Annotated in this window: 13 protein-coding genes; 3 read left to right on the top strand and 10 right to left on the bottom strand. The window is 61.0% G+C overall.

From position 1 onward, the window contains the following. Positions 1–98 precede the first annotated feature (98 nt). Positions 99–845, bottom strand: coding sequence for a hypothetical protein (locus PCO31110_RS23520; RefSeq protein WP_150691565.1), 747 nt, complete (start codon positions 843–845; stop codon positions 99–101). A 231-nt stretch (positions 846–1,076) separates the two neighbouring features. Here PCO31110_RS23520 and PCO31110_RS23515 point away from each other — a divergent pair, with 231 nt between their 5' ends. The 3 genes from PCO31110_RS23515 (at position 1,077) to PCO31110_RS23505 (ending at position 3,350) form a co-directional block, all read left to right on the top strand. Next, positions 1,077–2,207, top strand: a complete 1,131-nt coding sequence (locus PCO31110_RS23515) for a branched-chain amino acid ABC transporter substrate-binding protein (RefSeq protein WP_150691564.1) — start codon at positions 1,077–1,079, stop codon at positions 2,205–2,207. Positions 2,208–2,312: 105 nt separating this feature from the next. Next, on the top strand, positions 2,313–2,924 hold the full coding sequence (locus PCO31110_RS23510) for a tetratricopeptide repeat protein (RefSeq protein ID WP_150691563.1): 612 nt from the start codon (positions 2,313–2,315) through the stop codon (positions 2,922–2,924). Positions 2,925–2,948: 24 nt separating this feature from the next. Continuing rightward, the gene (locus PCO31110_RS23505) at positions 2,949–3,350 is read left to right on the top strand and encodes a hypothetical protein (RefSeq protein WP_150691562.1); all 402 of its coding nucleotides are present in this window, start codon (positions 2,949–2,951) and stop codon (positions 3,348–3,350) included. Here PCO31110_RS23505 and PCO31110_RS23500 read toward each other — a convergent pair. The 9 genes from PCO31110_RS23500 to PCO31110_RS23460 are packed head-to-tail and all read right to left on the bottom strand — an operon-like array spanning position 3,321 to position 10,341. After that, on the bottom strand, positions 3,321–4,475 hold the full coding sequence (locus PCO31110_RS23500; RefSeq protein WP_150691561.1) for a tetratricopeptide repeat protein: 1,155 nt from the start codon (positions 4,473–4,475) through the stop codon (positions 3,321–3,323). The genes PCO31110_RS23505 and PCO31110_RS23500 overlap by 30 nt on opposite strands. A gap of 27 nt (positions 4,476–4,502) precedes the next feature. Then, positions 4,503–5,300, bottom strand: coding sequence for a sigma-70 family RNA polymerase sigma factor (locus tag PCO31110_RS23495; RefSeq protein WP_150691560.1), 798 nt, complete (start codon positions 5,298–5,300; stop codon positions 4,503–4,505). Between the two features lie 11 nt (positions 5,301–5,311). Continuing rightward, positions 5,312–6,238 carry a flagellar type III secretion system pore protein FliP gene (fliP, locus tag PCO31110_RS23490; RefSeq protein WP_246189958.1) on the bottom strand — a complete coding sequence of 309 codons (927 nt, stop codon included), beginning with the start codon at positions 6,236–6,238 and terminating at the stop codon, positions 5,312–5,314. Continuing rightward, a complete protein-coding gene (locus PCO31110_RS23485) occupies positions 6,235–6,705 on the bottom strand; it encodes a flagellar biosynthetic protein FliO (RefSeq protein ID WP_150691559.1) in 471 nt (156 codons plus the stop codon). The genes fliP and PCO31110_RS23485 overlap by 4 nt, the downstream gene beginning before the upstream one ends. A gap of 5 nt (positions 6,706–6,710) precedes the next feature. Then, on the bottom strand, positions 6,711–7,112 hold the full coding sequence (locus tag PCO31110_RS23480; RefSeq protein ID WP_150691558.1) for a FliM/FliN family flagellar motor switch protein: 402 nt from the start codon (positions 7,110–7,112) through the stop codon (positions 6,711–6,713). Beyond that, positions 7,109–7,954, bottom strand: coding sequence for a FliM/FliN family flagellar motor switch protein (locus PCO31110_RS23475; RefSeq protein WP_150691557.1), 846 nt, complete (start codon positions 7,952–7,954; stop codon positions 7,109–7,111). Before PCO31110_RS23475 ends, PCO31110_RS23480 begins: the two co-directional genes overlap by 4 nt. Beyond that, positions 7,951–9,129, bottom strand: coding sequence for a flagellar hook protein FlgE (locus PCO31110_RS23470; protein ID WP_150691556.1), 1,179 nt, complete (start codon positions 9,127–9,129; stop codon positions 7,951–7,953). Before PCO31110_RS23470 ends, PCO31110_RS23475 begins: the two co-directional genes overlap by 4 nt. A 13-nt stretch (positions 9,130–9,142) precedes the next feature. Further along, a complete protein-coding gene (locus tag PCO31110_RS23465) occupies positions 9,143–9,544 on the bottom strand; it encodes a flagellar hook capping FlgD N-terminal domain-containing protein (protein ID WP_150691555.1) in 402 nt (133 codons plus the stop codon). Between the two features lie 26 nt (positions 9,545–9,570). Then, positions 9,571–10,341 (bottom strand): hypothetical protein, encoded by a 771-nt coding sequence (locus PCO31110_RS23460; RefSeq protein ID WP_150691554.1) that lies wholly within the window; start codon positions 10,339–10,341, stop codon positions 9,571–9,573. Positions 10,342–10,347 lie beyond the last annotated feature (6 nt).

The following is a 10,347-nucleotide window of genomic DNA, read 5'->3' as shown; positions in this document are numbered from 1 at the left end:
ACAAACGGCGAGCACTCCCGCCATCGGGAGTGCTCGCCATCTACCGTCTGCCCGGCCGCACGCTCACGTCCCGCAGGACGGATGCGTTGCGCCTGAAATTAGACGCTGACCGGCAGCTTGAATTCCGGCAGCTCGCGCTGCGGCACGTCAATGCCCTGCCAGTTCACGCCCTTCACCATGTCGTCGGTGCAGTGCGACGTGATGACAAAGCCGTTGGCGATGTAGCTGCCGCCACGATCGACCTGCACGTGGTACAGCGGCGTTTCCGGGACAAGGTAGCAGAACGTCGGGCGCACGCGCTTCCAACCTTCGATATGAGCATGCTCATTCTTCAGATCCCAGCGCAGCATGCGCGGCGAGCGTTCAAGCGGTGTGCCCGTGCCCAGTTGAGTCTCGAACCAGTATTGATGGAAGTTATACGTTCCCCACCATTGCTCACCCTCATTGTCCCGCGTCCACATCAGGTGCTCGTCGCTGACGTACAGCGGATCGCCGTCACCGGCGTCGAGTTCGATAATGCGGCGCGTGGCACCGAGTTGGGTGATTTCCAGACCCGTCGACGTCGCAACGCCCGACAGCGTCTGCACTTTCTCACCGCCGACGAAGGACTCAACCGCCTTGGTCGTGCCGTCGGCCAGCAGAATCTGCGAGCCCGCCATCACGCACGTACAGTTCGAGCAGCCCAGGTTCACGATGACCGAGCGCGAAACACCACGGCGCAGCGGCGCGCGGTCGAGGCTCCAGTTCTCGCCTTCGTCGTGCGGACGACGATACTGCACCAAGCTAGCGTCCTCTTCAGTCCCTTGCTGCGCCTGTTGCGGCGTCACCATCTTTTGCATCGTCATCAGTTTCTCCAGAATATTCGGTATGAGAGAACCGGCGCCGACCACATGGACGGGGCGATTCATTGAATCCTGCAAGCCATATATCCATGCTTTTTTTGTTCGGTTTAGGGTTGGCACAATTTTTTTTCGATTTATCGGAAATTCGTATTGAAGGCGCAACGCCGCAGGGTTCGATGCCCTGAGCGCTGGCTAGAATGGCGGTCCTTTCTCACCAACGCCACGTTATTTGCCATGTTGCAACGCGCCGCTCTCGCTCTCATTCTCGCCCTGCCAGTCTGCACCCCAGCGCTGGCGGCCAAGATCGTCACCATCGGCTACGCAGGATCCCTGACCGGGCCACAGTCTCATCTGGGCAAGGAAATCGAGCGGGGCATTCGGCTGGCGTTCGAAGAAATTAATGCACAGCAACCGAAGGTTCAGGGGGAAGTGATCGAGTTCAGGCTCGACGCCCAGGACGACGCCGCTGACCCGCGGCTCGCCACATCGGTCGCGCAGCGCTTTATCGACAATCGCGTGATCGCCGTGGTCGGACATGAGAGCTCGTCGAGCTCGGTCGCCACCGCCCGCCTGTACGCCGCGGCCAACATCGCTCAGGTCACTCCTTCGGCAACCAACCCAGAATTCACACGTCTGGGCTATCGCACTGCGTTTCGCGTGCTGCCGAACGATGGATTCCTCGGCAAAGCGATTGCCCACTACGCCACCGGCACCCTGAAAGCTTCGCGTATTGCTGTCCTGGATGACCGATCGGCCTATGGCCAGGGCATTGCCGACGTGTTTGTCGACAACGCCCGCAGTACCGGGGCCAAGATCGTGGCTCGGGAATACACGCAGGAGCTGGCGGTCGAGTTCACCCCGCAGCTCACCCGCATCAAGCGCGCGACCCCGGAGGTCATTTTCTTCGGCGGCATGGACTCGCAGGCGGGTCTCGTGCTCAAGCAACTCAAAAAGCTCTCCATCGATACGGCGTTTGCCGGTGGCGACGGCATTTGCACTGGCATGCTGCCGAAACTGGCCGGGAAAACACTAGTGAGCAATGTGGTGTGTGCCGATGCCGGTCTTTCGCTTTCTGCGATGCCGGGAGGCAAGTCGTTCGCGAAACGATTTGAAGCGCGCTTCGGCGAACCCGTCAATCTGTACGGCCCGTATGCCTACGACGCCGCGATGGCTGTCTATCGTGCCGTGATGGCTGCCGATTCCGTCGAGCCGGGCAAGATTGTCGATGCGCTTCACCGCTTGTCGTTCCAGGGCGTATCGGGTCAGATCGCGTTCGACGAGCACGGCGATTTGCGCACGCCCGTGGCAACGATCACTCGCTTTCAGGATGGGGTCAAGACGCCCATCACTGTCATTCGAGACTGACGGCCCAGCGGCACATGCAGGCGTGGCGCATGTGGGCCACGCCCTGTGTTACATTCGTCCGCATGCCTTTGCGCTTTCTCAATCACTTCCACCCGGCACGTCTTCATGACTGACTTCGACGCCTTGTCAGACCCCGAAAAGCTAGAAGCACTGCTCGCCGCCGGCATCGCCGCCAGCGAGCAAAATGCAGACGAGCAGGCGCTTGAGTGCTATGTAAAAGCGGCCGAATTAGCGCCCCACGATGCGCGTGCGTTCCATCTTGCAGCGGCCGTCTGGGCAAAGCACGGCAATACAGACGCCGCCAACGATGCGTTTCGGGAAGCGCTCCTGCGAGCGCCCGATCTCCACGTTGCTCGATTTCAATGGGGTCTGATGCAGTACAGCGAGACCACCATGCCCATGGCCGCGGCGACGTGGGAACCGCTGCTGCACTTGTCTGAAGACGATCCAGACGACCCGTTACGCCTGTTCGTTCACGGACTGCTTCTGGTCGCGTCCGGCGATATCGCCACCGCCATCGCGCAAATCGAATCGGGCATTGCCGCGAACACGACCAACGCGCCGCTCAACGTGGATATGGCAGCCATTGTCGATGGACTGCGACCGCTCCTCGACAGTGCCGCCGCCACGCAGAGCGAACCGGCCGAGTCGCAGACCAGCGAAGGTGAGCATTTCCTGCTCGGCGCCTATCGCGGTCCTGACCAGCCTTTGCATTGACCGTAACCGCCCTCCCTCCGCGTAATGACATCTCCCATAAACAACATCTCGGCCCAGCTTGCACAACAACTTGCTGGACTGATTCGCTCACAGGTTGGAACGCTTCGCAAGAAGGCACCGGCCGGCCGGCGCGAAAGCGACGACATCCGCAAGGGCGACACGAAGCACGCCCCCGAAGATCTCGCCACGGTGGTTGCACGACGCATCCAGGAAATCGACAACGAGACCCCGAACCCCGAACGGCGTGCGTTTCACATCTTCCTGGAGTCCGTGATTCTGGCCGAGCTTGGCGAACACCTCGCCAATGACCCCGGTTTTTACCAACTCATCGAAGATGTCCATCAACAAATGGAAGCGGACTCCAAACTGGGGCCGCTCGTCGCTCAGGCTGGCGCGCTACTCCTTGGACATGGCACCGCTGGTTGAATCGCCACGTAAGAGTCTGGACTGACGTGCGAGGACTGCGCTCGACATCTTACGCAGAGCTTCAACATCCTTCATTTCGCCGTTGAGCAACGCCCGCGCGAAATTCGCCCCCACGCAAGCGGGATCGAGGCGCAGCGCCCGCTCGATCGCCGCCTGAGCATCCGCTTCGCGCCCTTCCATGCATGCCACCACGGCCACGGCGCCATGTGACTCTGCAAAGTTCCGATCGAGTTCCAGCGCGTGGTCGAAATCGGCCCTTGCGTCGGCCATCATCTGTGACGTGAGCGCCGCCCATCCCTTGCCGTGCCAGGTGCCGATGTGGGTCGGCATGTACCTGACCGCTCGCGCAAATGCGTCACGGGACGCCTCGACTTGATGCACCATCAGCAACGCAAAACCCAACCCGGACCAGGCTCGCCCCTCTTCGGGATTTTTTTCGATGGCCGCGCTAAAGCATTGTTTGGCCTGCTCGCCCTGCTGTTGACCCAGCGCCATCGAGCCCAGTGCCACCAGTGCCTCCGGCTGCGACGGCAACTGTTGCAGTGCGAATTGCGCCCACGGCGTAATTTCGGGAAATGACGCCGCATCCACTGCAATGAGCGACGCTACCCCCGCCGCCTGAGGCCCGAGCACACCGAGGGTTTGCCAGCGGCGCACGCGCTCGAGCGCTTCGGTGAAGCGGAACGTCCGATGCGCCGCGCGCAACCACAGCGCACGTGTGGCATCGTCAGCGTCTTCAGCATCGAGCAGCGGCGAAAGCAGTGCCTCCACGCGCGCGTAATCCGCGCGCTGGAAGGCGATATATGCCAGATTGTGGATAAGCGCAGCATTGTCGCCCGACGCTTCGCGAAGGCTCGTAAATACGGCTTCGGCCGCATCCCAGTCCCGGTGCGCCAGTGCGAGCGTGCCAGCGCGATAGGTCCATACAGCCGCCATGCGTTGCTGCGCAGGTATCTCGTCCAGAAGCCCCTGCGCAAGCGGCCAATGCCCCGTTTCCAGCGCCACATCGAACGCATCGGCGCGCAGAGCTTCATTACCGGGGTCGGCTTTCAGGTATCCCAGCAGACGTTCGAGCCGCTCGGTTCGCTGTGCGTCAGGGGTTACCGATGAGGATTGTTCGGCCACGTCCATTCTCCTTCGTAGTTATGTGCGTTACCACGCAGCGTCGCGCGGTGGCACATGTCGTGCTGCCTCGCGCATTCTGTTGAGTGCTTGTTTATGGAGTTGTGCCACGCGCCCTCGCGTCACGCCCAACACGCTCGCAATCTGTTCGAACGGTATCTGTTGCAGGTAATGCGACTGGATGATGCGACGTTCACGCTCGGGCAACAGGTCCACCAATGCCTTGACGCGCTTTCGAAGTTGATCCAACTCGACGGCGGCGTATGGCGCCGGCGTCGGCGACACAGAGTTCTCTTCCGCGAACAGTGACGTTCCTTCGAGCAGCATACCCAGTGCCAGACCGATACCCGCTTCCGCCAGCGTATGCAGCAATTGCGCCGAACCATCGGGCATTTCCTCGGGCGCCAGCGATGCCGCGCGCTCTGTACGTAAACGCTGGCGGGTGGAAATCTGCTGCTGACGCTCTGACATGCGATCCAGCCCGTTGAGCACAGCACCGCGCACGCGCATGGAGGCAAATGTGCGAAAGCGCGCGCCCAGCTCAGGATCGTACCGGTCGACGGCTTCGATCAGACCGATCGTGGCCATCTGGTGATAATCATCGAACTCGACGTCGTCGTGGAACCGGCCCGCATAGAGCTTGGCTGCAATGATGCGCGCGAGCGGCATATGTCGCTCGATCAATTGCGCACGCGCCCCGGCGTCTGCCCGGGTACGCACAGCATGCCAAAGCGCCGCTTCGACGTCAGTATCGTCAACGGCAGCGCCACCCGGTCCGTTCGGCCAGATCGATTCGTCGGGGATGTCATCCAGTGTCGGCTCGGTCATCGATCGCTCCGTCAGTGGAAAGACCCAACCAAGGCGCGTAGCAGCAACCCCCATCCATCCACGAGAATGAACATCAAGATCTTGAGCGGTAGCGCAATCGTCGCGGGCGGCATCATCATCATGCCCAGTGCCATCAATAAACTCGAGACGATCAAATCGATCAAAATGAACGGCAGGAACACCATGAACCCGATTTGGAACGCCGCGCGCAATTCGGAAAGCATGTAGGCCGGAATCAACTGCACGTTGCTAATGTCGGTCATGTCGCGCGGTTGCGGCGCGCGAGAGAGTTCGACCATCAGCGCGAGGTCCTGCTCTCGTGTCTGCCGCACCATGTAGTCGCGAAGCGGCACAATGCCGCGCTCGTAAGCCTGCTCCGGTGTGGTCTTGCCCGCCAGAAATGGCTGCAACGACGTCGTATTCACCGTCTGAATTACCGGCGCCATCGTGAACATCGTCAGAAAAATCGCGATGCCGATCAGCGCGGTGTTCGGCGGGGTTTCCTGCATACCGATCGCATGGCGCAACATTGACAACACGATGATGATTCTCAGGAATGCCGTCATGCACACCAGCAGCCCCGGCACCACTGCGACCAGTGTCAAGCCGATAGCAATTCGCAACGCCAATGCCGTGCGGTCCCCATCGCTGCTCGCGGAGGGCGAACTGGCGTTGCCCTTACCGGCCGATGGCTTGCTCAAGCGGGGCACGTGCGGCTTGGGCGATGCCGCAGCCTTGGCTTCGCGCGCCGCCTGGCTCAATGGCGACGCTTGCATGATGCTCGCATCACGCGCAATGTCTGAGAGATCGGCGTTGATCTCCGCCTCTGAGGGGGCACCTTCGGTCTGCGCGTACGCCGATGCAGCAAATCCGCCGAGTGCACCAAGTGCGCCCAGCATCACCAAGACCACCGCAAGCCAATGGAAATACCGCTTCATTCGTTGCGCGCCCCGGTCGAGTCATTACCGGGCATCGCGTCCTTGCGAACACGCTCTAATACCGTCACGTTCTCGCCCGCACACGAGAGCAACAGCGTGTGACCTTGCCATTCGACAACATGGAGGCTCACGTTACCGTTCAGACGCGTGACGCTTTGCACACGGGGTACCGCCTCCGAAGCGACCGCACGCGGCATGCGCATCCCGAACATCGCACTAAGTGACGTCGGTTTGGCTGCGAACCGGCGGCGTACCAGCCAGGCCACGAGTGCCAGAAGCAGCAACATACCGATTGCGATACGCGCTGAGGACATGGTGGAAGCCCCGTCGTCGCGCACTAGCGGTAACGATGCGTACGGCGAGGACGCCACTTCGCCAGCGCCCGCGGGCAACGCAGCAGCCAGCGCATAGACACCGGCGACAGGAAGCCACAATACGCGTCTCACCGAATTCTGGAAGTGCGTCATGAAACTCACAGTGCTAATGATGCCGGCAACTCGGTAATGCGCACAGCAAACCTGTCGTCCACCGCAACCAATTGCCCACGCGCAATGACTTGCCCTTCGACAACCAGATCGACGAGATGCGTCAATGCCCGGTCAAGGGTCAGCACATGAGACTCTTTTGCGTCGAGCAATTCGCCGACGGAAACCTCTACGCTGCCGACGATGACATCGACGCGAGTCTTCACATTGCGAAGCGGGTGCAAGCCCGTCACCGATGCACCTTCTTTGGGCGTGCCGAGATCGTCGAGCGCCTCGAACTGAAGTGCGCTTGCCGTGCGGCGCCCGGTCCCCCCGGTCCCGTGGGTGTCCCCCACGACATCGTCATGAGCCTCGTGTCCGTCAAATGCACGCAGTGCGCTGGTGTTCATTTTTGCTCCTGAAGATTCAGGGACGTATCGTCCCTTGTCAGCTCGATGGCGAGCCTGTCGGCACGTCGGCCAAGATAGCCGAAGCAGACGCGTTCGCCTGTTGATGTCTCGATCTGTAGCGGCATCGACAGGTCGTGCGGAAGTGCCACGATATCGCCCTCTCTCAGATCCGCCAGTGCGCCAAGCGTTAGCGACGGGCCCGCGAGCTTCGCACGCAGCGTCACGCGCGCATTGCCCAATGCCTCGCTCAACGGTACCGCGTCATGACGTTTGACCGTGGACGCGTCAGACGCCGAGAACGTCATTCCCAAACGCTCGGCGAGCCGTTCAACTGACCGCGCCGATAGGGCCACGGTCCAGCGAGATGCTCCGATCAAGAACGAAAGCGACAGCCCCCCCGCCCAAGGCTCGGCGAGTGACGCCAAGGGCAGCGCGTTCTCAGTCTCGTATCGATCGAACCCAAGCGACCGCGCGAGCGCTGCGAGGGCGTCACACGCAACGCCCAGCGAACCCTCGCCCAACGCGCCCGCCGGATGACCGAACAATGCCGCAGCCATTGCTCGCGGCACCGACTGAGTACCTGACGCCGAACTCGCCCACAGCCAAGCCTGGGAGGTTGAGTCCTGCGTCGCGTACAACCCGATAACTGCGTGGACTTTCTCATGAGCTTCGGGCAAAACTGCCGCCACGCGGACGTCGCTCTCATGCAGGGTTCCCGCAGACCATTGCGCCATGAAAGACCGAAGCTGGTCTCGCCAGTGCGATTCGAGCGTCGAACAATGATGCTTCGACCAAGCGTGCAGCGCGCGCCACTGCACACCGTTGGAAGACGTTGCGCTCATCGTCCGCCCTTCATGGTGAACAACTGCTGGAGCATGTCGTTCGCCGTTGTAATCACCTGCGACGACGCCTGGTAACCGCGCTGCATGATGACCAGATCGCTGAACTCCTGCGACAGGTCGACATTGGAAATTTCCACCGAGCTGGTCTTGAGCTTTCCAAAGACGCTATCGCCCGCCTTCCCGTAGGACACGCCAGAGGCGCTCGAACTTTTGAACTGATTTCCCCCGATGGCGAGGATGTCGTCCGTCGAACGAAAGTTCGCCAGTGCCAACTGTGCCACTTTCACCGACTGCCCATTCGAGTAGCCGAGCACAAGATTCCCGACCTCATCGAAGCTGGCTTGGGTTTCGCTGCCGGGACCGTAACCGTCCTGACCGCCCGCCGTGATCGTCGAGAAATTACCGCCGGAATACGACGTCACGTCTTTGGTGAAATCGAAGGTGAGATCGCCACCGAGTGGGGCGTAAGCAAACGTGAAGCGCGATGTCGCGACCGTTGGCGTGCCGTTGACGAACGCGAGCTGCCCCGTCCCGACCGTTGTCCCGCCCTCGGTGACGCTGATCAGCCAGGTTCCCGAGGTCGACGCGCCTAAGTTGGTCAACGTCATGCTCAAGGTGTGCAACGTCCCAGTCTGGTCATAGACGGAAATATTCCCGACATTCTGCGACGTTGCCGTACTCGACAAGTTGCCGTTGAACGTCACGGCGCTCGTCGCCTTGCCGGGCGTCGTGCGCATGCCGGAAATATTGACGTCACTCAGTTGGCCGTTCTGCAACGTCATCACTCGGCTTCTGTCGGTGCGATTAATCAACCAGCCGTCCGCGTCGATATCGAACTGACCTGCGCGCGTATAGGTGTAGCTGCCGTCCGTTTGACGCAGCACGAACCAGCCAATCCCGTCGATACCCGCGTCGAGCAAGCGCCCGGTGGAGCGTATTTCACCCGCAGCGTAGTTGACTGTGACGCCGGCGCTGGTCATGCCGTAGCCGAGTTGGCCATAATTCGGGCCGTTGCCCCGACCGGCTTGGGAGTTGTCGTAGAACAAGTCCGTAAATTGTGCCGCCGAGGCTTTGAACCCCGGGGTATTCATGTTGGCCGTGTTATTCGAAATGACGCGAAGGGCGTTGGAATAGCCCAGCAGCCCCGACATACCAACGTAGATGGAATCGAGCATCGTCTACCTCCGGTTAGCGAACTGCGGTAAGTTGCGCGAGAGAAATACCGGTGAGCGAGGCACCGGTTGTCGTCTTGATCGTCAACTGCGGCGTGTTCTGATCGAGCGTGAGCGCCGTGACCGTGCCGGTAATCGATCCACTCGACGTGGTTGCGTCGACTGTCTTGCCGATCAGACCGACCGACTGTAGTGTCGCCTGCGTCGAAATCAACTGACTGATTTTGTCGTTGAGTTGCTGGGTTTGCTCCAGCGTTGTGAACTGCGCCATTTGCGCCATGAACTGCTGATTGTCCATGGGTTTGAGCGGATCCTGATAGGTCAACTGCGTGAGCAGAATCTTCAAGAAATCCTGCATACCCAGCGAGGACGATTGCAGCGTCGAGCTATCGATCGACGGTGACGAGCCTACGGCCATAGTGCGCTCCTCGAATATATCCAGTGTTATCGAACCGCCGTGACTCGCGCCTCGATGGCAGCGGAGTCACTTGCGAATTTTTCTTCCTGCATACCGCCCTGCGGCACCTGCACCAACGCACCATTGACCGTCACGCTGCGCACCGGAATACCTCGATCCGTCAGAGCAGCGTGTAATTCCCGCACGAGCGGACCTGTGGCGTCGGCATGTGATGCCGCGACGCCAAGCCATACGGCCACGCCACCGTCGGCCCAAGCCACATGCCACCGCACCGATGCTGGCCGGCTCGAAAACCATTCGCGCAAAACGGCCTGCGCATTCGCCTGGGGCAAAACATCGCCCTCGCCGATCTGGCTCGGCCCGGGTTCGTCCGCGCCTTCGACATACCCAACGCCGACCTGTGGCTCTGCGGCGACGCCTGCGGCATACGCGGTATCACGCAGGGCAACCTGCGATTCAAGCCGCGTCCCCTGCGCCGACAAGAATGTCGCCGTCGACGACACCGGCATCGCCAATTCGGCTAGCGCCTGCGTGTCGTCAGAAGCGATGGAGGCGGCAAGGTCTTGTCGTCCGGAAGCCCTCTCCAACTCAGACGCTTCGGCTGGTGTGCTCCGCGTCGGCATAAGCGATTCGTCTCCTGCCTGCGGCGGCTCGTGAAACCAGGACTGCGTCTGCGTGCGCTCCATCGCCGCTTGCCAGACACCTCGCCACGCCGGATTGACGTCCGGTGTGAATCCAGGACGCCTAGCGTCGTCCTCATTCAGCGACCTCAGAAATCCTGATGCGGCATCAATCACGATGTT

The sequence above is a fragment of the Pandoraea communis genome, from assembly GCF_902459745.1.
GTDB classification, from domain to species: domain Bacteria; phylum Pseudomonadota; class Gammaproteobacteria; order Burkholderiales; family Burkholderiaceae; genus Pandoraea; species Pandoraea communis.
The sequence above is the reverse complement of the archived record's forward strand: the minus strand, read 5'-3'. Positions and strand labels throughout refer to the sequence as shown.

Excerpts from the sequence above, each read along its gene's own strand:
- PCO31110_RS23515 (WP_150691564.1), top strand. The coding sequence starts at position 1,077 with ATGTTGCAACGCGCCGCTCTCGCTCTCATTCTCGCCCTGCCAGTCTGC.
- fliP (WP_246189958.1), bottom strand. The coding sequence starts at position 6,238 with ATGAAGCGGTATTTCCATTGGCTTGCGGTGGTCTTGGTGATGCTGGGC.
- PCO31110_RS23465 (WP_150691555.1), bottom strand. The coding sequence starts at position 9,544 with ATGGCCGTAGGCTCGTCACCGTCGATCGATAGCTCGACGCTGCAATCG.
- PCO31110_RS23505 (WP_150691562.1), top strand. The coding sequence starts at position 2,949 with ATGACATCTCCCATAAACAACATCTCGGCCCAGCTTGCACAACAACTT.
- PCO31110_RS23495 (WP_150691560.1), bottom strand. The coding sequence starts at position 5,300 with ATGACCGAGCCGACACTGGATGACATCCCCGACGAATCGATCTGGCCG.
- PCO31110_RS23510 (WP_150691563.1), top strand. The coding sequence starts at position 2,313 with ATGACTGACTTCGACGCCTTGTCAGACCCCGAAAAGCTAGAAGCACTG.
- PCO31110_RS23485 (WP_150691559.1), bottom strand. The coding sequence starts at position 6,705 with ATGACGCACTTCCAGAATTCGGTGAGACGCGTATTGTGGCTTCCTGTC.
- PCO31110_RS23520 (WP_150691565.1), bottom strand. The coding sequence starts at position 845 with ATGACGATGCAAAAGATGGTGACGCCGCAACAGGCGCAGCAAGGGACT.
- PCO31110_RS23475 (WP_150691557.1), bottom strand. The coding sequence starts at position 7,954 with ATGAGCGCAACGTCTTCCAACGGTGTGCAGTGGCGCGCGCTGCACGCT.
- PCO31110_RS23470 (WP_150691556.1), bottom strand. The coding sequence starts at position 9,129 with ATGCTCGATTCCATCTACGTTGGTATGTCGGGGCTGCTGGGCTATTCC.
- PCO31110_RS23480 (WP_150691558.1), bottom strand. The coding sequence starts at position 7,112 with ATGAACACCAGCGCACTGCGTGCATTTGACGGACACGAGGCTCATGAC.